We start from the raw sequence: 25821 nt of genomic DNA on the forward strand, positions 1-25821 counted from the left end.
GCTTTTTGGTGGCTATATAAAGATAACAAACGGTAAGCCAATTTGTGCAATTCCCTTCCTCTTTTTTCCTAAACTTTAACGTTTTTAACAATTTTTTTTCCAGCATGCCGTTGCGGGTTTAAAAACTTGGGCACGTTACGCTATTAAGTGTTGAATTCCAGCGGTTTAGGAAATTCTTGAAAACCATCGATACTTCGAAGCCTCCCATTGCCTGGCTGGCCGTCCGCAGCCTGCTCACGTTCACATCATAGCTCACCCCTATCTCATAAGCCCCCATATCGAGGCGAAACATAGGCACTATGGCATCGTTCCAGCGGTAAAAAAGCCCGCCATACATCCCCCTGTCCGATTCCAGCCCTTCATCCATCAACCCGTATCCTACAAATGCGCCGCCGATAAATTCGGTATAAGCTCCCTGATGCACCTGGTTGTAATGTGCTATCACCCGCACCCTTTCAGACACGGGTATCGTGATACCCATATTGAAACTCAGCTTGGGGTCCAGCGTTACCTTGTCATCGTTGAAGAACGAAACTTTGGGTTTGTTGAAATGATAGTAAGCCGCGCCCACAAAATAATTCGTAGCCTCTCCCAGCACACCGTTGTAGCTCATACCCACACCTGCATCCCAGTACCCGTATCCTACTTTGGCCAGCCGCCCTTCTTCACCCGTAGGTGCAGCGGGGTCGAAGCGCCCGCCGGTATACTGGTTATTGAAGGTCAGGTTGGCAGGGTTGAACTGGCGCTGTACATAACCGCCCATAAATCCTACCGAAAGGAAACTGCTTTTGTCTTCGCTGAGGGATTTATGGTAATTAAGTGCGGGCAGGAACTGAACGGATTGCAGGTTCGAAGAACCCGCCCGGTCGAACGATGCCTGAATGCCGGCCGTTACGTGATCGTTATAATTGCCGACAGGGAATTTCAATTCGCCGCTCACCGTACCCGTCTGGTACGGAATAGTGACGCTGTTCCACTGATTCCGGTATACCGCCTGCACCCGCACATCGCCCTTGAAAAGCCCGATCAGTGCCGGGTTCCGGAGAATGGGAGTTTCCATGAACTGGGACAGATGAATGTCCTGCGCGCACAGCGGCAGCCCGATAAATGCGAGCGCACCGCTTAACCAGTATTTCTTCATGCTTTGCAGCGTTTTCATACGTTATCGTAATAAAGTTACATTTCCTTTGAGTGTAAATCTTTCCCCGGTATCACAAACTGCATCCAGCAGCCAGATGTAAACATCCGGCGCCAGCAGTTTACCGTTGTGTGTGCCGTTCCAGCTAACCGATGCATCGTTTACCTGGAAGTTGGCGCGGCTGAATACTTCCTGTCCTGCCCGGCTGTAAACCCGGAAGGAGTTGATGCTCCGCACCCCTTTCCCGCGGGGGAAAAACTGGTCGTTCATCCCGTCTCCGTTCGGAGAAAATCCGCTGGGGAGGAACACATTACCCTGGTCGCAGATGAGCCTTACGTTCATCACATCCGATTTCTTACATCCTTCGCTGTTGGTTACTTCATAAGCATAATCCGTCCCCAGCCGCGGTGCTGCCACCGTTTGAGGACATGTTGCGCAATCGATCCAGGTGGCAGGTTTCCATTCCCCGCTCACCACATCGCTGCTGTAAGTGGCTTTCAGTGTAACAAGGCTGCCTGCCACCACTACCTGGTCGGGCCCGGCATTAACGGTGGGGGAGGGCTTTACTGTTATGGTAATATTCTTTGTTTCGGTTGGACAAATGGGATCGTTGCCGGCCGTTACCGAATACGTTGTTGTAGCAGTGGGCATGATAAGCGGCGTTGCAGTCTGGCCGCCTTCGGTACCTGCCGGCGTCCAGTTGTAATAAGCGGCCCCACTGGCCCTGAGGCGGGCACTGGCACCTGCGCAGATCGCCGTATCCGGGCTTACGGTGAGTAATACCTTAGGTACAACATCGATCCAGAGCGTGTCTTTACTGATACAGCCAAATGCATTGGTGGCGATTACGATGTACGATGTGTCTTCGGTTGGAGTGGCGCGTGGCGCAGGGCAGGTGCTGCAGCTCAGCTTCCAGTCGGGCACCCATTGCACGGTGCCGTTGGTTACTGCCTGCAAGTCGGTACTGCTGCCTTCACATAGCTTGGCGACCGTTGAAATAGCGTTCACGAATGGCGTGGGATGGATGGTGACGGTTCGGGTTACGGAATCCACACAGTTACGCGCATCCGTGATCACCAGCTTCACATCAAAGTTGCCGCTGGCATTGAAAAGCGTTGCATCCGGTGTGTTTTTGTCCGATGTTTTTCCATTCCCCAGATCCCACTTCCAGCCTATCAGCGGAATGTTGGGCGTGGGCTGCGATTGCTGAATAAACTGCACGGGCTGGCCCTGGCAGGTAATGGGGCCAGTGGCAAACAGCGCCTGGGGTGCCATTACAGTGAGGTGATCTTTCTTGATAATAGTATCCGGGCAATAAGCAGGGTCGTTATAAACGATGATGAGCGTATCGGAGAACAGTCCTTTTTCTTTCACCACTCTCCGTATATCCACATCCGTTGTCATGATCCTTTCCCCGTCGCCAAACCGCCAGTCGTAATACCGCACCATAGTAGAAGGTACCTGCACCACCCCATAATGCACTTCGCTGTTCCGGCAGATGGAGCCAACGCCGGTATGGAAGTCGGCCGCAAATACCCGGATGGTTTTATAGATGGTGCTCATACAGGTTTGGCTGGCATCCCGCACAATGAGCCGCACGTTATAAGTGCCCGGCTGCGCGAAGGTATGTGTGGGATGAATGCTGTTACTGGCTGGAGTATTATCATCAAAATTCCACTCGTAAGTATCACTGGTGGAACCTACCGTAATGTTGGTAAAGGTATAGGAGGTGCCGCCATTCCCGCAATTGCGCGCATAGGTGAAATCTGCCACCGGCCCGGTATTGTTAATCGTTACCGGCGCTGCATCGGTAAAGCACCCGTTGGAACCGGCGCTCATCCTTACCGTTACGTTACCGGCTGCACGAAAGGCGTGGTTGATATCGTTTTCCGGTCCTTCATATACAGTACCGTCTCCAAAATCCCATTTGTACCGCGACGCATTGTCTGCACTGGCGAGCAGCCTCGCCATGGTACCCGCACAATCATTTGGCCGTGTAACTGTAAAGCTAACATTGGAAGGGCGTAACCCTGTTTTAACCTGCTTCTGGAACGTTTTCATGGCCATACAACCCTGCTGGGTGGTAACGGTGAGCGTAACGTTGAAGTCTCCGGCAGTCTGGTAAACGTGTGAAATATTGGGCGTTGTGGAATTGGCGCTGGTGTTATCCCCGAAAACCCAGGCGTAAGACTGGGCAGGGTCACCCGGACTGGTTTGTACGGTAGCGCTCAGGCCGGCAGTAAAAGGCACGCAGCCTTCCAGCGGGGCGGTACCCATGGTGATGACAGGCGCTGAAATCTTTATGAAATCGGGCTTGCGGAGGGTTTTGGTACATCCGGTGGCATTGGTTACCGTGAGGGTAACATCGAAAGTGTCGAGTTTGGTATAAGTATGCTGAACGGTGGCGGAGTTGGTACTTACAGGAGTTGATCCGTCTCCGAAATCCCAAACGCGGTGCGAACCGCCGGGTGTATCGTCCGTAAAAATTGCTGTATAAGCGCCGCAGGAAACTTCTTTATTGACAGAAAAGGCGGGTTCCGGAACAGGATAGATCGTGAAGTTTGCGGTTGAAGTAGCGGTTGCCATGGCATAATGTGCCGTTAGTTTGATGGTAACCGGGCCGGCCGTATTAAAGATAACCTCGGGTTCTTTTTCAGTAGAACTGCGCCCGTCGCCGAAATCCCAGTGAACAGACAGGGGGCTGCCCGTAGTGGTGTTTTTCAGCGTAACCTTAGCCGGTGCGCATTGGCTCACCGGCGAAACAGTATAGGTAAACCCTGCCTGTTGGGCATTGGCTACCCCCGGCAAGGCCAGGAGCGCCCATAATAATCGGTGCAGGTTTTTCTTCTCAGGTGCTTTCATCTTTCACAGGATATGGGATCGTATAGGTTTATGGATTATACAAATTTATTATATTTTTTCCATATCCCCTATCGCAGCAGGGTCACATTTCCTTTGAGCGTCATCGGCTCCCCGCTGTCGCATACGATCTCGGCTACGTAAACAAAAACATCGGGAGGCAGCAGCTGACCGGCGAAACGCCCGTCCCATCCGCATCCGGGGTTGTCTGACTGGCAGTTGGCGCGTTCAAAAACCACCTGTCCCCAGCGGTTAAATACCCGGAAAGATTTGATATCCCGGATGCCGCGGCCTCTTATGTAGAAAATGTCGTTCTGCCCGTCTCCATTGGGCGTGAAAGTATTGGGAATGAATGCGGTACTGCCTGAGCAGAAGAGCTTTACAGGCAATAGCGCCACGCTCTGGCATCCGTGGATGTTGGTAGCGGTGATCTGGTAAGTGACATTGCCCTGCAGGAGCATTTCCGGGGTTGGACAGTCGTAGCAGCTAAGCCATTTATTAGGCTGCCAGCTCCAGGTGGTTATATCCGGGCTGCCGGTAACGGGCGCCGGCATCTGGGTACCACTGGGTACGGTAAGTACCTGCGGAACGTTGATCACGGGGGCACGGTGTACGTTCACGGTTACGGCTACCGTATCGGTAAAGCAGGCATCGTTACCATAACCCACTACCTGGTAGCGCGTTGTGGTGGCTGGTGTGGCTATAGGGGCGGCAAGGCCTGCATCGTTCAGTCCGGTAGCAGGTATCCAGCGGTAGCGCACGGCACCGATGGCGCGGAGCTGGGTTTGTTTGCCTTCGCAGATATCCGCTCCTGCCGCCTGCACATTGAAAGGATGCGATACGCTGATACGGATGGAATCTTTGGATTCGCAGCCGAACTGGTTCACGGCGGTCACCCGGTAGAGGGTATCAATTATCGGACTGATAACAGGGTTTTCTGCCGTGGCGCTGGAAATGTTGTAAGGCGTCCAGCTATAGGTGGCGGCACCGCCATTGCTGCGTACCTGGAGGGATTCTCCTTCACATACTATAGCCTGACGGGGCATTACTGCCAGCGGAGGCAAGGGGTTTACTACCAAACGGAAATCGGCAGTATCCGGGCAGGTGCCTTCCGAATTATGAATTATAAGGCGGATATCGTGCGTGCCTGCCTGTTGGAATACAAGGCGCGGCGGGAGAGACGGGCTGGCGCCGGCTACATTATCTACCGTCCATCTCCATGCCGTACCCGGCAGGTTCCGGGTATCAGCACCACTGAACTGTACCGGTTCATTTACACAAACAGGTCCTGCAGGATTGATAGCAGCTACTGGTTTCGGGTCTATTTTCAGGGTAAGGAAAGACGAGTCTTCGCATCCGTACCTGCTGGTCGTGATCAGTTTAATGCGGTGCTCCCCGGGGCCTGTATATCCAAAGCGGGGATGCTGGTCGGTGCTCACATCATCCGTTCTGCCATCGATCCCGAAGTCCCAGCGGTATTGCATCAGGTCGCCATGCTGTGCTGCAGAGAGGGAAGTGGAGGTATTGGTAAATAACACATCCGCTGTATCGCAGGCGGCCAGCGTACTCATACTGAAAAGGGCAGTGGTTTTATCGACGATGATACTGTCGGGCACGCCCTGTGCGGGTACCTTACAGCCCCGTGAATCTTCCAGTACCACCCTTGGATAATATACGCCCGGCGCATCGTATTGGTAAGTGAAAGTATTGCCTGTTGTCGTTTGCACCACGCCATTATCCATATCCCAAGTATAGCGCACGGCGTTAGGAGAGTTGGCGCTGAAAGAAGTGGTATGCGGAGCGCAGCCTGTTTTATTAACGATGCTCCTGCTCCCGGTTGGCCCTTCAATCACAATATCCTGCGTTGTGGTGCTGAGGCAATTTCCTTCCGAATATACATTCAGCCTGATGGTGTAGGTGCCGGGATAAGTATACACGTGGTCCGGCTCGAAGTGATCGGAGTTGCTGTTGTCTCCAAACTCCCAAACGGAACGCTGGAAACCGGTACTCAGATTGCTGAGGCTCACCACTGCCGGGGGGCATTGGGAGATCTGTCCGGGTACTGTAAACCGCGCCTGTGGATCGGGTACGGTGATATATTGGTTTTTAACCTCGGAAGCCACGCATCCTTCTGCATCCCTTACCGTCAGCGATACGGTATAGGTACCGGGTGCGGAAAAGTTTTTAAGCGGATGCGGCGCCGTGGAAGTAGTGTTGTCTCCAAAATCCCACGCGTAGGTGAGGTTGAAGCCGACAGATGCGTTGCTGAACTGGAGGCTCTCGTTTTTACAGGCGATCTGCGTGGCTGTGTTGAAACCTGCGCTGACAGACATTACCTGTACCGGCCGGGAAATAGTGGTCACACATCCCGCTCTGTCTTTCACCTGCAGCGTTACCGGGTAGGTGCCGCCGGTAGTGAACGCATGTTTGTAGTTGAGAGGGCGGGTGGTAACCGTTTCATCCGGTGTACCATCGCCGAAGTTCCAGGTCCAGCTTTCGATAGTATATCCGTGGAAGGAAGTGGATGCGTCGTTGAAAACCTGCTCGTCTCCTTCACAACGGCGGCCCGTGAATCCGAAATCCGCCGTAGATCCATTCACTTGTATATTGAGGGTATTGGAGCGGCTAACGCAATTGTTCCGGTCGGTGACGGACAACACTACGTTGTAGCGGCCCGGCTGCCCGAAGGTTTTGGAGATGTTGTTGCCTGCCACGGGGCCATAGGTACCATCTCCCCATTCCCACGACCAGCTAATGATATTGTTATCATCCACATTATCTCGGGAGAATATGAGGGGGCTCCCAGCACATACTTCCGCTGCGGATGCACGGATAACGGGCTTCTCGTCGATAATATCCACTACAAGTCGCATGTCGGAATCACAGTTGCCGTTGCTTACGTTAAGATGCACGGTGTAAGTGCCGGGAGCGGCGTATACGTGTGTGGGTGACTGGCTGGTGGATGTATTGCCATCTCCGAAGTCCCAGCGCCAGAAGCGGGGCGTTCCGGGGATAGGCCCGAAGTTGGAAAGGTCGGTAAATGCCACACGGTACCTGTCTGTACACAGGTTCGACATGGAGAAGTCTGCAACCGGCGGGAGGATGGTGATAAAGTCATCTTTCCGGAGGGAGCGGCGGCAGCCATAGTTATTCACTTCCAGCGTTACATCGTGCAGGCCTATTTCCTGGAAAACATGTGTGGGGTTTTCCATGTTGAGCACGGTGCCGTTATCGTCGTGCAGCGTCCATTGCCAGCTGGTGCCGCGGGGTACCGAAAGGTTGGTAAACTGAACGGGTACACGCTGGCAGGGGGCTTTAGGGTTGGCGTCGAACTGTACAACGGGGATGCGGCCTGCCTGCACTATGGCGTTCAGCACCACCCGGCAGTTATTGTTGACAGTGAGCGTAAGCCGCACGTTGAAACGGCCTTCTGTTGTATAGGTATGCGAAGGTTGCGGGCTGGCAGAGGTATTGCCATCGCCAAAATCCCATTGGTAACCCGTAATAGTGCCTGCGCTGGTCAATACCGCGCGGAAGCTGGTGGTATGGGGAAGACAGCCTTCCGGATCAGAAACCACAATCATTCCCTGTGGCTGCTCGGCGATGATGTAGTCAGACTGCCTCAGTTCATCGAAACATCCCTGCGCATTTTCTACCCGGAGCGTTACGGCATACCGGCCGTAATTGGCGTACGTATGGTTAGGAGAGGGTGCAGTGCTGGTTGTGCCATCCCCGAAGTTCCACAAATAGCGGGAGGCACCGGTTGCCTGTTGGGTGAACTGTACGTTGAAAGGTGCAGTACAGCTGATCTGGGGTGTGGCAGTGAATCCCGATGTAGGGCGGGGGTGAATGGTAATAGCTTTGGTGACGGTTTCCATGCAGCCGGGGAGCCCCGATGTAAGGGTTACGTTGTAGGTGCCGGGCTGTGCGAAGAAGAAGGAAGCGTCCGTTCCGGTAGTGGTACTGCCGTCGGGGAAGGTCCAGCTGGATAATGTAGGCCTTGGCGTGGTGGTATTGCGGAAGCGGACGTTGGTGCCTGCGCACGATAATCCGTCTACCACAAAGTCCGTCCGCGTACGTTCAATTACCACGAATGCAGTTTGGGTAACGGTGGCTTCACAACCTTCCGGGGTGCGTGCCCGAAGGGTAACCGTATACCGCCCTTCGTTGGCGTAGGTGTGGGAAGGGTGCTGGGCGGTGGAGGTGTTGGTGGCAGATGTGGGATCGCCGAAATCCCACGCGTAGGTAAGTCCGCCCGGACCGCTGCTCCGGAAGTTAACCGTGAGCGGTGTGGTGCAGGAAGCCCTTACGTCGGATGTAAAACCGATCTGGGGTGTGCTGCCCACTTTTACATATTGGGTATACGTAACACCTTCCTTACAGCCGAAACTGTTTTCCACGATGGTGGAAATGGAAAATGCGCCGTTGACGTTGAAGGTATGGGTAGGATTGGGGCCTGCGCCTGTACTGCCGTCTCCAAAATCCCACAGGATGGAACGGATGGAGCCGGAACCGGGGCGGGAGGCATCGGTGAACTGTACGGTGAGGGGTGTACAGCCGGATAGCGGGTTGGCTGTGAATATGGGTTCGGGGTTCTCGTAAACGGTAATGGTTTGGGTGGCGGAGCGGGTGCCTCCGGGATAGGTGACTGTTAACCGGACGTTATATGTACCCGGTACGGTAAATACTTTGGACGCGTTTGGTGATGTGGCATGGGCCCCCAGTTGGAAATCCCAGTCGTAGGCACTTGCTCCGGCATCTGAGGTATTGGTGAATGAAACGGTCAGCGGGGCACAGCCGGATGTTTTATCGGCTGTAAAGCTGGCCTGTTGTGCCCGGGCTGCCAAAGAGCATAGAATAATCAGGCAGCAGCACACCATGGACAGATAGTTTTTCAATTGGCGTCGGTTGATCATAGGTACCCGTAAAATGGAGGTATACCCGCATGGGGGTTTGGTGTCAAAGAGGTAAAAATAATATTTAAAAAAGAATTATCTGTTTATATTAACATTATGTTTTCACGGTGTTAAGCTATAAATTATTTATTTGCCCCTTAATAGGATGTGTAACAAGTACATTTACTTGGGATTGCGTCCGCTTCTTCCAAACCAAATGGATATGCCTGAATTGGACAAAGCTTACTGGGATGCGCGCTATGAGCGCGGGGAAACCGAATGGGACATGGGAACCGTATCGCCACCTTTGCGGGATTACTTCGACCAGTTGCCGAACAAGAACCTCCGGATACTTATACCGGGCGGTGGTAACAGTTACGAAGCCAAGTATTTGTGGGACAGTGGGTTCCGTGACATTACCGTGTTGGATATTTCCACGGTGATCATTGAGCGGCTGAAATCGAAATTTACCGGAACGGGCATTAAGTTCGAAACGGGAGATTTCTTCGAGCATGAAGCCGAATACGACCTGATCGTGGAGCAAACGTTCCTTTGTGCGCTGGACCCCGCCCTCCGGCAGGCCTATGCCCGGCATATGTATGATCTCCTTTGGGAAGAAGGCCGCCTGATAGGCGTGCTCTTCAACCGCGAATTCGATAAGGAAGGGCCACCCTTCGGTGGCGGCATCAAAGTATACCGCCGGATGTTTGAACCGTATTTCAATTTCAAAACTTTCGCTCCCTGTTATAATTCTCACCCCGCCCGCCAGGGTAAGGAAGTGTTCATCAATTTCCGGAAGCTGGACAGCGTGGCCCGCAGAAGAAACTGACGTTTACCGTGGATTGCGTATCTTTATGGCTTAGCCGTTAAGACAAATCAATCACGGAAACCGATGAAAAATCTCATAACTTTTGCCATCTTACTGTGCCTTGCCGGCACAGCCCTTGCGCAGCACGCCGTATCTCCCGATATGTTCGAAAAAGGCCTTCGCCAGCCGGGCATTCAGCTGCTCGATGTGCGTACCGCCCAGGAGTTTAAAACCGGTCATATCAACAACGCGCTGCAGGCCGATTTTACCAATAAGGAAGAATTCGCCAAACGGGTCAAATCCCTTGATAAAAACAAACCCGTATACGTTTACTGCCTCGTAGGCGGCCGGAGCGGTGCTGCTGCCAAATACCTGGCCGATCAGGGTTTTACCGACGTAACAGACCTCTCCGGGGGTGTAAAAGCCTGGAAAAACGAAGGTAAGCTCCTCGCCGGTGGCCAGCAGGCACCTCAGATGAGCGTAAGCATGTATAACGAGGCCGTTGCCAGCAGTAAATGGATACTGGTGGATGTAGGCGCCACCTGGTGCCCGCCCTGCCGTAAAATGCAGCCTGTTGTGAAACAGTTTACGGACGAAAAGAAACTCAAAGTTTTGGCCGTAGATGGTGGAAATGACATCGATGTCATGAAAGCCGTAAAGGCGGAAGAAATCCCCACCTTTATCCTGTATAAAGACGGGAAGGAGGTCTGGAGGAAATCCGGGATTGTGGAACTGGAAGAATTCCGCAAAGCGATGAAATAAATGAAAAAGGGGCACTGCAAAGTGCCCCTTTTTTTATGCCGGCTCAGCAACCTATTGGTATACTGAATTGAAGTATCCTGACATATGCACTGCCATCCGATTTGCGCCTGGCTCTTACACGGATGTACATTTCATCAATCGCAACATCTGAAGATCCTTCCCGGATTGCTTTGTTATCCTTAATGATGTCGAAATATTCCTGCCCGCATTGCTGCTTTACCCGGGCCTTCCATTCACCGATATCGGTTGTCGGGAACTGGCTCATATCCTTTTCCGTTAGCTCACGGAAACGGTAGTTTCCGTTCAGGAATGGCAGCAGCTCCCATTCAGCAACAAATGATTTCCAGTCGTTCATCACACATACCGGTCCTTCGTTCATAATGATCGGCACATTCCGGAAAGAAAAATCCACCTGTATGTCTGAAAGCGAATCGCTTTCGATTAACACCCGTGTATTGGTGATAAACTGGCCGATCTCTTCCGGATAGATGTGGATGGTGTCTTTACCGGTGTCTTCCCCTGCCAGTGCCTGCTCGTCGTCAGCATAACCTTCTACCGTAATCGTAAACTCAGGGAATCTGACAGTGGTATTGGTGTCTGGCGCTACTCTCTCCGCAGCCCCGGTTACTTCACTGGCAACCGGTACTTCCGCAATGGGCGCAGTAGCTGTAACGGGTATGGTATCATTGTTCCCGGAATTGCTTACTGGTTGATTGCATGCGTATAATACAGGCAGGATAATAGCAAGTGAACTTTTAAGCAACTTTAAAGGTTGCAGGCATAGGGGAATTTTCATGCCCCTAAATTATACATCTTGCCGTATTTGTCCTGCGCGTATGCCATGAAGTGCTTAAAGTTCAGCTTCTCGCCGGTCACTTTTTCACATAACTCATTGGAGGTGTAATACCTGCCGTGGCGGTGGATATTATCGCGCAGCCAGAGGAGCAGTCCATCGTAACGGCCGTCAGCAATAGCACTGTCGAGGCCGGTGATCTGTTTCCTGGCTGCGTTATGGAACTGTGCCGCATAGAAGCTGCCGAGTGAGTATGTGGGGAAGTATCCGAAGCTGCCGTGGCTCCAGTGGATATCCTGCAGTACACCGTGCATATCGTCCGTCACTTTCACGCCGAGGTAATCGAGGTAGTATTTATTCCAGATATCGCGGAGGTCTTTGGTTTGCAGTTCGCCGCCGATCAGTCCTTTCTCGATCTCATAACGGATCATGACATGGAAATGGTAGGTAAGTTCATCCGCTTCCGTACGTATCAGCGAGGGCTGTACCTGGTTAATGGCTTTGTAGAAGTCCATGATGGGTACGGCCTGGAGGTTGGCGCGGAAAAGGCCCTGCAGGTGCCCGTAATGCTTTTGCCAGAATATAAGGCTACGGCCTACGTTGTTTTCCCACAGGCGGCTTTGGGATTCATGGATGCCGAGGCTGGCGGCTTCTCCGCAGGGCAGCCCGTATTGTTCCACCGGGAGGCCCTGTTCGTAGAGTGCGTGACCGCCTTCGTGAATACAGCTCCAGGTCATATTCCCGAGGTCCTGCTCATCGATGCGGGTGGTCACCCTTACATCGCGCGGGTTGAAGCTGGTAGTGAACGGGTGCTCCGATACGTCCTGACGGCCGGCACCGAAATCGTAGCCCATGGCTTTGAGGATATCGATCCCGAACTGCCATTGCTGGTCTTTGGGATAGAGCCTGTTCAGGAACTTACGGTCGGGAGGTGTTTGCAGGGCAATTTGCTGCAGCAGGGGCAACAGGGATTGTCTTACATCGCGGAAGATGGCATCGAGCATAGCCACGTCTGCGCCTTTTTCATATTCATCGAGCAATGCATCGTAAGGGTGGCCGGTATATCCGAGGATCCGGGTTTCCTGTTTTTTCAGTTCCACCATTTTAGCCAGCGGGCCTTCGAACACGGAGAAGTCTTTCTCTTTCCGGGATTTTATCCAGGCATGGTAGGAAGTGTTAGTGGCGGTAGACAGTTCTGCCACGAAAGAAGCGGGGTATTTACGCTGCTTTTCATAGTCTTCGGCCGAGAGCTGAACGTTCCTGCGCTGGATATCATCGAGGTCGGTGCGTGACTTCAGTTCTGCCAGCAGATCTCCCAATTCCGGGGCGGTAGACAGTTCGTGGGCGATGGTACTAAGGGTGGTGATTTGCTGGCCGCGGAAGCCGGCGCCTTTTTCGGGGAGGTAGGTTTCCTGGTCCCATCCGAGTACGGAAGTAGCGTTGCGTACATCGGCGATTTTCTGCATCCTGGCTTTGTATTCGTCGTAGAGTGATGCTGAAGTTTTTTGCACTGTCATGAAAAGCGGTTTATTTTACAAATCTAATCAACTGCCGGTTTCGCCAGCCATTGAAAGCGGAGAATGTTGATTATCTTGAAGATATGACGATTCAATCCATCCTGCAAGTTATTGAGCAATTTGCGCCGCCTGCCTATCAGGAAAGTTACGACAACGCCGGTCTCCTCTTCGGAGACTCCTCATGGGAGGTAAAAGGCGTATTACTCACCCTGGATGCTACGGAGGCTGTGCTCGACGAAGCAATCGCAAAAGGCTGTAACCTGGTGATTGCGCATCACCCCATCGTGTTCGGTGGCCTGAAGCGTATCACGGGGCGGAATTATGTGGAAAGGGTGGCAATTAAAGCTATCAGGAACGACATTGCCGTATATGCCGCCCATACCAACCTTGATAATGTACGGGCCGGGGTGAGCGCCATGATGGCGAAGCAACTCGGCCTGGAGGGTACCCGGGTACTGGATCCCAAAAAGGATCTGCTCCGCAAGCTCTATACATTCGTGCCTGCCGCGCAGGTTTCCGCGGTACAGGACGCCCTTTTTGCTGCGGGCGCCGGCCATATCGGGAACTACAGCGAGTGCAGTTTTACACATGAAGGCACAGGAACCTTTAAAGGGGGAGAGGGCAGCAATCCATTCGCCGGTAAGCCCGGTGAGCGGCATGGAGAGGCGGAAGTGAAGCTGGAAGTTATCTTCCCGGCCCAGCTGGAAGGGAAGGTGACGGCAGCCTTACTGGCGGCCCATCCTTATGAGGAAGTGGCTTACGACATTCTGAAACTGGAGAACCGGTGGGCGGAAGTGGGCTCCGGGCTGGTAGGGGAGCTGCCGGAGGCTATGGAGGAAATGGACTTCCTCCGGATGGTGAAGGAGCGTTTCCGGACGGGATGCGTACGGTATACCCCCCTGAGAGGGAAGAAAGTACGGAAAGTGGCAGTATGTGGCGGGGCGGGAAGCTTCCTGCTGAAGCAGGCAAGGGCGGCAGGGGCTGATGCCTATGTGTCGGCCGACTTTAAATACCATGAATTTTTTGATGCTGAAAATCAATTAATTATAGCAGATGTCGGACATTTTGAAAGCGAACAGTTCGCAGTAGACTTATTTTATCATATATTGACTGAAAATTTCCGTAATTTTGCGCCTCTTAAATCTACCATCAACACAAACCCGGTAAATTATTTATAATACATGGCTACTGTTAAAGAATACAACGTTGAGGAAAAGCTGGTTGCTGTACTGCGGTTACAGAAAATCGATTCCAAGTTGGATGAAATCCAGATCCTGAAAGGGGAGTTGCCGATTGAAGTGCGGGACCTTGAGGATGAGATTGAAGGCCTGAACCACCGCCTTGCCCACATCGAAGATGAGGTGAAGGGTATCCAGGATTTCGTAGCCGCCAAGAAAAACGCCATCAAAGACGCGGAAGCACTGGCAAAGAAGTACGAAAAGCAGCAGGACAATGTGAAGAACAGCCGCGAGTTTGAAGCGATTTCTAAGGAAATCGAAATGCAGCAGCTGGAAATCAAACTGGCCGAAAAGCATATCCGCGACGCTAACGACGACGTTAAGGAAAAATCCCGCTCACTCGAAGTAGCCAAAAAGGCGATCGCTGAGAAGGAAACCAACCTGAAGCATAAGAAAGGCGAGCTCGAAAAGATCATTTCCGAGACCGAGAAAGAAGAGAAAGGCTACGAAAAGCAAAGCGACGAAGCCCGTGAGAAAGTGGATTCCCGTCTGCTCCAGGCTTACGAGAAAATCCGTAAGAACTACCGCAACGGCCTGGCTGTTGTTACCGTAGTGCGCGACTCCTGCGGCGGTTGCTTCAACGCTATCCCCCCGCAACGTCAGGCTGAAATCCGCCACCGTAAAAAAATCATCGTATGCGAGCATTGCGGCCGCATCGTGGTAGACAACGATCTCGAAGCCACCGTGACTATCTAGTCCCGTCAGGCTCCAAATAATAACATGTGAGGAACTCTGCGCATATCTATTGCGCGGAGTTCCTTATTTTTGCCCCTATGCGTTTTTCTCTCCTTATCGTCCTGATTTGCAGTTTAGCCATTTCCGTAAGCGCGAGACAGCCCCGGTACGATTTTAACGACCGCTGCCAGCAAGCCTATCACGCCATTATGCAGCTGCGCCTTCAGACAGGTATTCAGTTCCTCGAAGCGGAGAAGCGCGAAAACCCCGACAACCTCCTCCCGTATTTTATCGAGAACTATGCAGACTTCTTTACTCTTTTCTTCAATGAAGACCCCGCTGCCTATAACCGCCAGCGTAAAATGCGCGCCGTAAGGCTCGATAAACTGGCCGAAGGCCCGTCAGACAGTCCGTATTACCTCTACACACAGGCTGTGGTAAAGTTCCAGTGGGCACTCATCAAAGTGAAATTCGGAGAGAAGTGGGATGCGGTATGGGAAGTGCGCAAATCATACATTACCCTGAAAGAGAATGAACGGAAGCATCCCGGCTTCCTGCTCAATAAAATGATCCTCGGCCCCATGCAAACCGTTTTCGGCACTATTCCCGAAGGGTATAAGTGGATCACCAACATCCTCGGGCTCCGGGGCAGTATCAAGCAGGGCATGGCTAATCTTCAGACTGTGATCGACAGTCAGGATCCTGTATCGGCCATTTTCAGGGAGGAATCTTACTATTACTACTGCTATCTGAAGCTTTTTATTGAGAACAAACCTGAACAACTCTGGGATTTTGTCCACAAAAAACAGCTCGACACAAAAAATAACTATCTTTTCGCCCTGATGGTGGCCAACCTGAGCCTCAATAACCAAAAAGCGGATCAGGGCATCCGGGTGCTGGAAGAGCGCCGGCAAAGCCCTGAATATACCTCGTTATGGTATAGTGAGTATGCGCTGGGCCTGATGAAGTTTGAGCGGGGCGATGCCGATGCAACCGCGCATCTGGAGCGCTTCGTGAACGGGTTCAAGGGTAAATTCTATATGAAAGAAGCCCTTCAGCGGCTGAGCTGGGCCTATTACCTGAAGGGCGACATGAGTAAGGCCAACTATTTCAGGAGCCTGGTAACGCAGCGCGGTAACCTCGAAACGGATGCCGATAAACAGGCCCAGAAAGAAGCTAAAAGCGGTAAATGGCCCCATGCAGTTTTACTGAAGGCCCGTTTACTCAGCGATGGCGGGTTTTATACCCAGGCACGCGACCTGCTGCTGGCTAAAAAATCGACAGACTTCCCGCTGGTAGAACAAAAGCTGGAATACGCCTACCGCCTGGCCCGTATCTATGACGAAATGGGGCAGGATACCGCAGCGCTCCGCCTCTACGATGCCACTATCAAAATTGGCAGCAACCGGCCGGAGTACTTTGCCGCCAGAGCCGCCTTACAGGCAGGATATATCTATGAGAAAACGGGCGATAAAGAAAAAGCCCGCCAGTATTTCCAGACCTGTCTCGACATGGAAGGCCACGATTACAAGAATTCCCTGGACCAGCGTGCTAAATCCGGTATGCTGCGACTCGACGGAAAATAAAACGGAACAACAGATTATGTTATACCGCCTGGTTATTCAGAATTACGCGATTATCGACGAACTGGAAGTCGGCTTTGCCGGCAACCTCAATGTCATCACCGGCGAAACCGGCGCCGGTAAATCCATTTTATTGGGCGCTCTCAGCCTCATCCTTGGCGAAAGGGCCGATCCGGGGGTGTTGTTCGATAAAACGCGGAAGTGCGTCATAGAGGGCGCATTTCGCGTAAAAACGGCACAGGTACAGCCCTTCTTTGAAGCCAACGAGCTGGACCTCGATGATCCTGTGATTATCCGCCGTGAGATAAGTGCCGCCGGTAAATCCCGGGCATTTATCAACGATACCCCCGTCAACCTCTCCCAGCTTCAGGAACTCAGCGCTCTGCTGGTAGATCTTCACCAGCAATTCGACACCCTCGAACTGGAAAAGTCCAACTTCCAGCGCGAAGTAGTAGATGCCCTCGCCGGGCATGCCGACCTGCTGCAGGCCTACGGGAAGCGTTTTGCTCAGTACGCACGCCTCCAGAAGGAACTGCGGGAAATGACCGCCATGCGCGATCATGCCAACAAAGAAGCCGATTACAATAAATTCCTGCTGGACGAGCTGCTCGATATCAACCTGCAGGAAAATGAAATAGAAAACCTCGAAGCAGAACAACAGCTGCTGAGCCACTCCGAAGAAATTAAAGGAACCCTCAACCGTATATACTTTCAGCTGAAGGAGGATGAGCAGCCATTGCTGCAACAGCTCCGCCAGTTACAGCAAAGCCTCCACAGCCTGGCTGCTTTCCATAAGGAAGTGCCCGCACTCGCAGAAAGGATGCAATCGTCGTACCTCGAGCTGCAGGATCTGGCTGCCGAAGTGGAACGCCTCAACGATCAGGTACAGTTCGACGGCGGGCGGATGGAAGAGCTGAATGAAAGGCTGGCCATCGCTTATAAGCTGCTGAAGAAGCACGGCGTACAGGATACGGCAGCCCTCCTCGCTATCCGGGACAGCCTCCAGGAAAAGCTGGATGGCGTGCTTAACCTCGATGACCGTATCCGGGAAACGGAGAAGCAGGTGGCAGAATGCCAGGAAACACTGGAGAAAGAAGCACAGGTGCTTTCCGAACAGCGCAGGGCGCAAACCGCGCCGTTTGAGGCGAAGGTGAACGATCTGCTGGCACAGGTAGGGATGCCCAACGCCCGCATCAGGGTGGATATTACGGAAGGAGCGCTGCAGGCCTTCGGGAAGGATAATATCGAGTTTATGTTCGATGCTAACCGCAGTAACCAGTTCGGGCCTATCCGCAAGGTAGCGTCTGGCGGGGAGCTGAGCCGGCTGATGCTGTGCATCAAATCGCTGGTAGCCCGTTCCGTAGCATTGCCTACGCTGATATTCGATGAGATAGATACCGGCATTTCAGGTGAAGCTGCCAAGCAGGTAGGAGTTATCATGAAAGAGCTTGCCCGCGGGCACCAGGTTATCTGTATCACCCACCAGCCGCAACTGGCCGGAAAGGCGGATGCACACTACTTTGTGTACAAACAGCTGATCGATGATAAAGTGAAGACGGGCGTGCGGCTGCTTTCACAGGATGAAAGGATCACGGCGATCGCCAAGATGCTTGGAGGCGAAAAGCCCACACAGGCCGCGCTGGAGAACGCAAGGGAGATGGTTACGCAATAAGATTTCAATTTTCGACTATAACTGCTAAATTTGCCCAAATTTTATTCAATGGCTCATAATTTATTACAAGGGAAGAAAGGGATCATCTTTGGGGCGCTGGACGAGAATTCCATCGCCTGGAAAACAGCTATGCGCTGTGTGGAAGAAGGCGCGCAAATCGTGCTGACAAACGCACCGATCGCACTTCGTATGGGTGAGATCAACAAGCTGGCCGAAGCCTGCAACGCCCCGGTAATACCTGCCGACGCCACAAGCATGGAGGATCTGAACAACCTGTTCACCAAATCTATGGAACACTTCGGCGGTAAGATCGATTTCGTGCTGCATTCCATTGGTATGAGTATCAACGTCCGCAAAGGTAAACCCTATACCGACCTGGATTATGACTTTGTGCATAAAGGGATGGACATCTCCGCCATGTCTCTCCACCGCGTGCTGCAAACCGCTTTCAAACTGGATGCAATCAGCGAATGGGGCTCCGTAGTAGCGTTGACTTACATTGCTGCGCAACGCGTATTCCCCGATTACAGCGATATGGCCGATGCCAAATCCATGCTGGAATCCATCGCCCGCAGCTTCGGTTTCCACTACGGTGTGAAGAACAAAGTACGTATCAATACCATTTCGCAGTCGCCCACCCGTACCACGGCAGGCAGCGGCGTAAAAGGGTTCGACGGTTTCATTACTTACGCTGAGAAAATGAGCCCCCTTGGCAACGCTTCCGCAGACCAGTGTGCGGACTATACCGTTACCCTGTTCTCCGACTACACCCGCATGGTTACCATGCAGAACCTGTTCCACGATGGCGGTTTCTCTTTCACCGGCGTATCGAGGGAAGTAATCGAAGCAATGGAAAAATAAACAACGGCCACTTCAGGCCTGAAAAATAAAAACCGTCCCGGGGAGTTGCTCACCAGGACGGTTTAATTTTTTCCAGCATAGGCATACGCAGCGGGGCGGATGACAATGGGGCAGGGAATAAGGTGCTTAGTATTCGTCTTCGTTAAAGAAGAAGTCGTCTTGCGACGGGTAGTCAGACCAAATATCCTCAATGCCCTCATAAATTTCCCCTTCATCCTCCAGTTCCTGAAGGTTTTCGATAACTTCGATGGGTGCACCGGAGCGGATGGCGTAATCTATGAGTTCGTCTTTTGTGGCCGGCCACGGAGCATCCTCCAGGTACGACGCTAATTCTAAGGTCCAGTACATCTTATATAAATTTTTACTTTTCCAAATTTTCGCAAAAGTATTATTTAATTTGAAATAAACAACTATTACTATTTTAACGGTTATTTATCGTTCGGTTATGCTTGTTGCTCGCAATGTCACCAAAAATTATTCCAACCTGCCTGTTTTAAAGGGGGTGGATATTTCTGTCAGTAAAGGGGAGATCGTTACCATCGTAGGATCGTCCGGCGCAGGGAAAAGTACTTTGTTACATATCCTGGGTACACTGGATGCGCCTTCCGGAGGGGAGATCGCTATTAACGGGGTTCAAACCAGCCACCTGGCGGGTAATGCCCTGGCAGATTTCCGGAACCGCCATATTGGCTTCATTTTTCAGTTCCACCACCTGCTGCCTGAGTTCAGTGCACTGGAAAACGTATGTATCCCCGGTTATATCGCCGGTACCCCTAAAAAAGAGGTAAGGGAACGTGCGGAATACCTGCTGGACACACTTGGCCTCAAATCCCGTCTTCACCACCGCCCCAACCAGCTTTCCGGAGGAGAACAGCAAAGGGTCGCAGTGGCAAGGGCACTTATCAATAAACCCGATGTTGTGATGGCAGATGAACCTACCGGTAACCTCGATTCTCACAATGCCCGCGAGCTCCACCAGCTATTTCTCCAGTTACGCGACCAGTTCGGTCAAACCTTCATCATCGTCACCCATAACGAGGAGCTGGCTACACTCAGCGACCGGCAACTCGTCATGAAAGACGGGAAAATAGTCAGCTAACGGCTATTTTCCCAGGCAAACTGCCAAACTGTCTTTCCAGTACGGAATCTCCACACCGAAAGTTGCTTTGATCTTGCCTTTGTTCAGTACACTATACGCCGGGCGTTGTGCCGGGGTAGGGAACTGTTCAGAAGTAATGGGGAATACTTTGCACGCTGCACCGGTCAATTCGCGGATAGCAACGGCAAAGTCGTACCAGCTGGCAACACCTTCGTTGCTGAAGTGGTATACACCTGCTTCAGGCGCTTCGTGCTGCAGTATGGTGAAAATAGCAGCAGCCAGGTCGGGTGCGTAAGTAGGGGTACCCGTCTGGTCAAACACTACATTAAGGCTTTCTTTTTCTTTCATCAGCTCCTGCATGCGCAATGCGAAATTCACACCATAACGGGAGTAGAGCCATGAAGTCCGGATTACGATGGCTCCCGGGTGGGTTCCCATAACCGCAGCTTCTCCACGGAGCTTGGAGGCGCCGTAGATGCTTTGGGGAGAGGTTTCGTCTTCCTCAGTGTAAGGGCGGCAATTGCGTCCGTCAAACACGTAGTCGGTAGACACCTGGATGAATGCACAGCCTTTGGCCTGTGCAGCTTCCGCCAGGAACAGGGGGGCCTGGAAATTGAGCTGGAATGCAGTTTCCTCATCAGTTTCTGCTTTATCCACTGCTGTATAGGCAGCACAATTCACTACCGCGTCGATTTCCTGACCGGCGAAAAATTCGTTTATGGCATCCGCATTGGTGATATCGAGCTCTTCCCGGTCTGTCAGGATAAGTGAACATTCCGGAAAGCGGGAGGAAACGGCTTGCAGGGCCTGGCCCAGCTGGCCTTTGGCTCCGGTTACCAGTATTTTTTTCATGGCGTCAGTTTTAAGGCTGGAAAGTAAAGTTGTGTTGACAATCTGCTAATACAGGGAGCACGGCATCTTTAGCCGAAATCACGGCATCCTGGTGGGGGATACCCCAGTCGATGTTCAGGGCGGGATCGTCGAAACGGATACCGCCTTCGCTCGCTTTATGATAGAAATTGTCGCATTTATACAGCACTTCGGCAGTAGGGCTCAGCACAGAATATCCATGCGCAAACCCTTGCGGCACCAGCAGCTGCAGTTTGTTTTCTGCCGAAAGCTCGATAGAAAACACTTTGCCATAGGTGGGCGAACCTGTACGAATATCTACCACCACATCCAGGATCCGCCCTTCCAATGCACGGATCAGCTTTGTCTGTGCGTGAGGGTTCAGCTGGTAATGGAGGCCACGCAGAACACCATAAGTGGAACGGGCCTGGTTGTCCTGTACGAATTTAATATCGATACCACCTTCGCTAAAAGTGTTGGCATTGTAACTTTCGAAAAAATATCCACGGTCGTCTTTATGCACAACAGGCTCATAGACGAACAATCCGGGGAAACCGGTAGGTTGTAAAGGCATTATCGTTGCTGGTATTGTTCTTCGTAATAAGATTTATAAGCTCCGCTGGTTACATGATCCAGCCATTCCTGGTTAGACAGGTACCACTCCACAGTTTTTTCCAGTCCTTCTTCAAACTGCAGGCTGGGAGACCATCCCAGTTCCTTGTTAAGTTTGGTGGCATCAATGGCATAGCGCTGGTCGTGTCCGGCACGGTCTTTCACAAAAGTGATCAGCTGAGCGGAAGTACCTGCTTCACGGCCAAGTTTTTTGTCCATTATCTGGCAAAGGAGGCGGATGAGATCGATGTTTTTCCATTCATTGAAGCCACCGATGTTGTAGGTTTCACCGGTTTTGCCTTCATGGAAAATGGTATCGATCGCACGAGCATGATCATTCACGAAGAGCCAGTCGCGCACGTTTTCGCCGGTTCCATATACAGGAATGGGCTTGTTATTGCGGATGTTATGAATGGCCAGCGGAATGAGTTTTTCCGGGAAGTGATGGGAGCCGTAGTTGTTGGAGCAGTTGCTCAATACAACGGGCAGGTGATAAGTGTGATAGTATGCACGTACAAAATGATCGGAGCTGGCTTTGGAAGCGGAATAGGGCGAACGGGGATCGTACGCGGTATCTTCCGTGAAAAAGCCTTCTTCACCCAATGAACCGTATACCTCATCGGTAGACACATGGTAGAAGCGTTTACCTTCCATATCATCTTTCCAGTATTTACGTGCGGCATTCAGGAGCACTGCAGTACCGAGGACGTTTGTACGGATGAATGCGAGCGGATCGAGAATGGAGCGGTCTACATGGCTTTCTGCCGCAAGATGTATTACCCCGTCGAAGTTATATTTTTCAAAGAGGCTGTTTACTGCAACTTCATCAGTAATATCTACTTTTTCGAAAATATAGTTAGGTTGATCCTTAATGTCGTTTAAGTTCTCCAGATTGCCTGCATACGTCAATGCATCACCGTTAACGATCTGGTAGGAGGGGTATTTGCTGACGAAAAGCCTGACAACATGGGAGCCGATAAAACCGGCTCCCCCTGTGATCAATATGTTTTTTTTCATGCTAATTAAGTTAACTGAGATTTTTTTCAGGCTTTTCCTAAAGCCTGTTTGAAATACTCATACGTAATCCTGAGCCCTTCTGCGCGGTCCACTTTCGGTTCCCAGCCCAGTAGTTCTTTCGCTTTCGTGATATCCGGTTTCCTTTGTTTCGGATCGTCTTTAGGAAGGGGATGGAACACGATTTTCTGGTTGGTACCTGTCAGTTTGATAATCTCTTCCGCGAATTCGAGGAGGGAGATTTCGGCAGGGTTGCCGATGTTCACAGGCAGGTGGTAATCGCTCATAAGCAGGCGGTAAATACCTTCCACGAGATCTGCCACGTAGCAGAAAGAGCGGGTTTGGGAACCGTCACCGAATACAGTGAGGTCTTGCCCGGTAAGTGCCTGGCTCATGAAAGCGGGCAATGCACGGCCGTCATCGAGGCGCATACGTGGGCCGTAAGTGTTGAAGATGCGGATGATGCGGGTATCTACACCATGGAAATTGTGGTAAGCCATGGTGATGGATTCCATGAAACGTTTAGCCTCATCATATACGCCACGGGGACCAACAGGATTCACATTACCCCAATATTCTTCGGGCTGTGGGTGCACGTTGGGATCACCATAAACTTCGGATGTGGAAGCCACGAGAATACGTGCTTTCTTTTCCTTGGCAAGCCCCAGCAGGTTATGGGTACCCAGAGAACCTACTTTCAGTGTCTGGATCGGCATTTTAAGATAGTCGATCGGACTGGCTGGTGAAGCGAAGTGCAGAATATAATCCAGTTCGCCAGGAACATGGACAAACTTTGTGACATCGTGATGGAAGTATTCGAATTCCTTCAGCGGAAAAAGATGCTCTATATTTTTGATGTTTCCGGTGAGGAGGTTATCCATCCCGATAACATGAAAACCTTCTTTAATAAAACGGTCACACAGGTGAGAGCCGAGAAAACCGGCAGCACCGGTAATTAAAATACGTTTCTTAGTCATTATTTACGGTATTTAAACGGGTAACGGCTTGCCGGCCCACGCTTTCATAGTGAAATCCTAGTTCCTGCATGCGGGGAACTTCAAAGAGGTTGCGGCCGTCGAATATTACCTGATCTTTCAGGTGCTGGCGAATCTTGTCGAAATCCGGCGTACGGAATACGCTCCATTCTGTAGCGATGATCAAAGCATCTGCATTTTCCAGTGCATCGTACTGGTGTTCCGCAAAATTAATGCGGTTGCCCAGCAATTTCTGTACGTTCGGCATGGCTTCCGGATCAAAGGCAGTTACTGTAGCACCTGCCGCAAGCAGGCGTTCGATGATATATAAGGCAGGTGCCTCACGGATATCGTCTGTATTAGGTTTGAAAGCAAGCCCCCACAGTGCGAAATGCTTTCCGCTCAGGCCATTATCGAAATAAGCTTCGATTTTAGGTAGCAGGAATACTTTCTGCTGCTCATTCACGTCCATTACGGCATTGAGGATGCGGAAATCGTATTCAGCATCCTGGGAAGATTTTACCAGTGCCTGCACATCTTTAGGGAAGCAGCTGCCGCCATATCCGATACCGGGGAACAGGAAGCGTTTACCAATTCGGTCGTCACTACCGATACCACGGCGTACCATGTCCACATCAGCACCCAGGCGCTCACAGAGGATGGCGATCTCGTTCATGAAAGAGATCTTGGTAGCAAGGAAAGAGTTGGCGGCGTATTTGGTAAGTTCTGCAGATTTCTCATCCATGAAAATTACGGGATTGCCCTGGCGTACGAATGGACCATAAAGGTCTCCCATAATTTTACGTGCCCTTTCAGAGTTTGTCCCAATCACTACACGGTCGGGTTTCATGAAATCTTCTACAGCAACGCCCTCACGTAAGAACTCAGGGTTAGATACCACATCGAATTCAACGGTGGTGTTTTTCCCGATAGCCGCACGAACTTTATCTGCTGTACCTACAGGTACCGTACTTTTGTCGACAATAACTTTATAATCCTCCAGTAAATGTCCCAACTGGTCTGCTACCTTCAGAATATAGGAAAGGTCGGCCGATCCGTCTTCTCCCGGAGGGGTAGGCAAAGCAAGGAAAATAACTGCTGCGTCACGAATTCCTTCGGCCAGATTCGTAGTGAAACTCAGCCGCCCTTCTTTGAGGTTACGCTCAAATAACTTTTCCAGTCCCGGCTCATATATTGTAATCTGACCGGATGAGAGCATTTCAACTTTTTTTACATCGATATCCACGCAAGTGACATCATTGCCTGTTTCGGCAAAACAGGTACCGGTCACAAGACCTACATACCCGGTTCCTACCACGGTAATTTTCATGTTGGGATTAGTTTAAGAATGATTGTACGGATTCAATAATGTGCTTCAGCTGGTCAGGATCCATTTCCGTATGGATGGGAAGGGAAATGACCTTGGTGGTGAGTGTATCGGTAACAGGAAGGTGTTGATTCGTTTCGGTCATGCCATCGAACATTTTCTGACGATGTCCCGGTACAGGATAATAAATCATGGCCGGCACTTTTTTATCGGCCAGGAAAGCCTGGAGTCCGTTACGGTCTTTCCCTTCGAGCTGAAGCGTGTACTGGTGGAACACGTGCAGCTGGTTGGGTGCCTGGTAAGGTGTGATAACGTGCGGGTTGCCTGCGAATGCTGCATCATAAGCAGCGGCCACTTCGCGGCGCGCGGCTATGTATTGGTCCAGCAGTTGCAGCTTGATGCGGAGTACTACAGCCTGCAGGGTGTCGAGCCGGCTGTTGACGCCTACCACATCATGGTAATAGCGCTGTGACTGGCCGTGGTTGGCTACCATGCGGATTTTTGCTGCCAGCTCATCATTATCGGTAAAAAGAGCGCCGCCATCTCCATAGCAACCCAGGTTTTTGCTGGGGAAGAAAGACGTGCAGCCGATGTGGCCGAATGTGCCTGCTTTTTTAGTAACGCCGTTTTTGAGGGTATAGTTGCTGCCGATAGCCTGTGCATTATCCTCAATCACATACAACCCGTACTTATTGGCAATGTCCATGATGCTGTCCATATCGGAGCAATGCCCGTAAAGGTGCACCGGAACAATGGCTTTCGTTTTAGGCGTAATGGCCTTTTCGATCGCCTGAGGGTCTATACAGTAAGTTTTAGGATCTATATCTACAAATACCGGCTTCAGCTGCAGGAGTGCAATCACTTCTGCTGTAGCGATAAAGGTAAAGGAAGGCGTAATCACTTCATCCCCAGGCTGCAGGCCAAGGGCCATCATAGCAATCTGGAGAGCATCGGTACCATTTGCGCAGGGGATAACATGCCTGGTTCCGAGATAGTCGCCAAGTTCCTGAGAAAACTGCTGAACGGGGCCGCCGTTAATGAATGCGGCGCTTTCCAGTACTTCCAGCATTGCCGCATCTACCTGCGGTTTAATCTTGTTGTACTGGCGTTTTAAATCCACCATCTGAATTGGAACCATGAACAAT

20 protein-coding genes are annotated in these 25821 nt (G+C 51.6%); 8 read left to right on the top strand and 12 right to left on the bottom strand.

The genetic code is table 11. The features are described 5' to 3' along the window. Positions 1 to 118: 118 nt before the first annotated feature. The 3 genes from DEV76_RS21695 to DEV76_RS21705 form a co-directional block, all read right to left on the bottom strand. Positions 119 to 1159: a PorP/SprF family type IX secretion system membrane protein gene (locus DEV76_RS21695; protein WP_109700039.1), complete on the bottom strand. Its 1041-nt coding sequence runs from the start codon at positions 1157 to 1159 to the stop codon at positions 119 to 121. Positions 1160 to 1162: 3 nt separating this feature from the next. Further along, entirely contained in the window at positions 1163 to 4000 is a 2838-nt protein-coding gene (locus DEV76_RS21700; RefSeq protein ID WP_109700040.1) for a PKD domain-containing protein, read from the bottom strand. 68 nt (positions 4001 to 4068) lie between these two features. Then, the gene (locus tag DEV76_RS21705) at positions 4069 to 8895 is read right to left on the bottom strand and encodes a PKD domain-containing protein (protein WP_198652161.1); all 4827 of its coding nucleotides are present in this window, start codon (positions 8893 to 8895) and stop codon (positions 4069 to 4071) included. Positions 8896 to 9115: 220 nt separating this feature from the next. Here DEV76_RS21705 and DEV76_RS21710 point away from each other — a divergent pair, with 220 nt between their 5' ends. Both DEV76_RS21710 and DEV76_RS21715 read left to right on the top strand, forming a co-directional pair. Continuing rightward, positions 9116 to 9721, top strand: coding sequence for a class I SAM-dependent methyltransferase (locus tag DEV76_RS21710; protein ID WP_109700108.1), 606 nt, complete (start codon positions 9116 to 9118; stop codon positions 9719 to 9721). A 63-nt stretch (positions 9722 to 9784) separates the two neighbouring features. Beyond that, positions 9785 to 10462, top strand: coding sequence for a rhodanese-like domain-containing protein (locus DEV76_RS21715; protein WP_109700042.1), 678 nt, complete (start codon positions 9785 to 9787; stop codon positions 10460 to 10462). Positions 10463 to 10505: 43 nt separating this feature from the next. On the opposite strand, the gene DEV76_RS21720 is transcribed toward DEV76_RS21715, so the two are convergent. Both DEV76_RS21720 and DEV76_RS21725 read right to left on the bottom strand, forming a co-directional pair. Further along, positions 10506 to 11258: a hypothetical protein gene (locus DEV76_RS21720; RefSeq protein ID WP_109700043.1), complete on the bottom strand. Its 753-nt coding sequence runs from the start codon at positions 11256 to 11258 to the stop codon at positions 10506 to 10508. Then, a complete protein-coding gene (locus tag DEV76_RS21725; RefSeq protein ID WP_109700044.1) occupies positions 11255 to 12772 on the bottom strand; it encodes a carboxypeptidase M32 in 1518 nt (505 codons plus the stop codon). Before DEV76_RS21725 ends, DEV76_RS21720 begins: the two co-directional genes overlap by 4 nt. A gap of 83 nt (positions 12773 to 12855) precedes the next feature. Between DEV76_RS21725 and DEV76_RS21730 the strand changes: the two genes are divergently transcribed. The 5 genes from DEV76_RS21730 to DEV76_RS21750 all read left to right on the top strand — a co-directional run bounded on the left by DEV76_RS21730 (position 12856) and on the right by DEV76_RS21750 (position 18801). Further along, positions 12856 to 13950, top strand: a complete 1095-nt coding sequence (locus tag DEV76_RS21730; RefSeq protein ID WP_109700109.1) for a Nif3-like dinuclear metal center hexameric protein — start codon at positions 12856 to 12858, stop codon at positions 13948 to 13950. A gap of 3 nt (positions 13951 to 13953) precedes the next feature. After that, positions 13954 to 14706: a zinc ribbon domain-containing protein gene (locus tag DEV76_RS21735; RefSeq protein WP_109700045.1), complete on the top strand. Its 753-nt coding sequence runs from the start codon at positions 13954 to 13956 to the stop codon at positions 14704 to 14706. 77 nt (positions 14707 to 14783) lie between these two features. Continuing rightward, positions 14784 to 16271, top strand: a complete 1488-nt coding sequence (locus tag DEV76_RS21740) for a tetratricopeptide repeat protein (protein ID WP_109700046.1) — start codon at positions 14784 to 14786, stop codon at positions 16269 to 16271. A 16-nt stretch (positions 16272 to 16287) separates the two neighbouring features. Beyond that, complete coding sequence (gene recN / locus DEV76_RS21745) at positions 16288 to 17940, top strand: DNA repair protein RecN (RefSeq protein WP_109700047.1); 1653 nt, start codon at positions 16288 to 16290, stop codon at positions 17938 to 17940. Positions 17941 to 17988: 48 nt separating this feature from the next. Further along, positions 17989 to 18801, top strand: coding sequence for an enoyl-ACP reductase FabI (locus tag DEV76_RS21750; RefSeq protein WP_109700048.1), 813 nt, complete (start codon positions 17989 to 17991; stop codon positions 18799 to 18801). Positions 18802 to 18927: 126 nt separating this feature from the next. Here the strand turns inward: DEV76_RS21750 and DEV76_RS21755 are convergent, their stop codons facing one another. Then, positions 18928 to 19149: a DUF2795 domain-containing protein gene (locus DEV76_RS21755; protein WP_012794455.1), complete on the bottom strand. Its 222-nt coding sequence runs from the start codon at positions 19147 to 19149 to the stop codon at positions 18928 to 18930. 97 nt (positions 19150 to 19246) lie between these two features. Here DEV76_RS21755 and DEV76_RS21760 point away from each other — a divergent pair, with 97 nt between their 5' ends. Then, positions 19247 to 19900: an ABC transporter ATP-binding protein gene (locus tag DEV76_RS21760; RefSeq protein ID WP_109700049.1), complete on the top strand. Its 654-nt coding sequence runs from the start codon at positions 19247 to 19249 to the stop codon at positions 19898 to 19900. A 3-nt stretch (positions 19901 to 19903) separates the two neighbouring features. Here the strand turns inward: DEV76_RS21760 and rfbD are convergent, their stop codons facing one another. The 6 genes from rfbD to DEV76_RS21790 are packed head-to-tail and all read right to left on the bottom strand — an operon-like array spanning position 19904 to position 25814. Further along, complete coding sequence (gene rfbD, locus DEV76_RS21765) at positions 19904 to 20752, bottom strand: dTDP-4-dehydrorhamnose reductase (RefSeq protein ID WP_109700050.1); 849 nt, start codon at positions 20750 to 20752, stop codon at positions 19904 to 19906. A gap of 10 nt (positions 20753 to 20762) precedes the next feature. Continuing rightward, the gene (rfbC, locus tag DEV76_RS21770; RefSeq protein WP_109700051.1) at positions 20763 to 21323 is read right to left on the bottom strand and encodes a dTDP-4-dehydrorhamnose 3,5-epimerase; all 561 of its coding nucleotides are present in this window, start codon (positions 21321 to 21323) and stop codon (positions 20763 to 20765) included. Continuing rightward, positions 21323 to 22378 carry a dTDP-glucose 4,6-dehydratase gene (gene rfbB, locus DEV76_RS21775; protein ID WP_109700052.1) on the bottom strand — a complete coding sequence of 352 codons (1056 nt, stop codon included), beginning with the start codon at positions 22376 to 22378 and terminating at the stop codon, positions 21323 to 21325. Before rfbB ends, rfbC begins: the two co-directional genes overlap by 1 nt. A gap of 26 nt (positions 22379 to 22404) precedes the next feature. Continuing rightward, on the bottom strand, positions 22405 to 23352 hold the full coding sequence (locus DEV76_RS21780; RefSeq protein WP_109700053.1) for a UDP-glucuronic acid decarboxylase family protein: 948 nt from the start codon (positions 23350 to 23352) through the stop codon (positions 22405 to 22407). Then, entirely contained in the window at positions 23345 to 24679 is a 1335-nt protein-coding gene (locus DEV76_RS21785; protein ID WP_109700054.1) for a UDP-glucose dehydrogenase family protein, read from the bottom strand. The genes DEV76_RS21780 and DEV76_RS21785 overlap by 8 nt, the downstream gene beginning before the upstream one ends. Positions 24680 to 24686: 7 nt before the next feature. Next, entirely contained in the window at positions 24687 to 25814 is a 1128-nt protein-coding gene (locus tag DEV76_RS21790; RefSeq protein ID WP_109700055.1) for a DegT/DnrJ/EryC1/StrS family aminotransferase, read from the bottom strand. Between the last annotated feature and the right edge of the window lie 7 nt (positions 25815 to 25821).

Origin of the sequence: Chitinophaga deserti (assembly GCF_003149455.1) — a bacterium.
In the GTDB taxonomy this organism is placed as follows: domain Bacteria; phylum Bacteroidota; class Bacteroidia; order Chitinophagales; family Chitinophagaceae; genus Chitinophaga; species Chitinophaga deserti.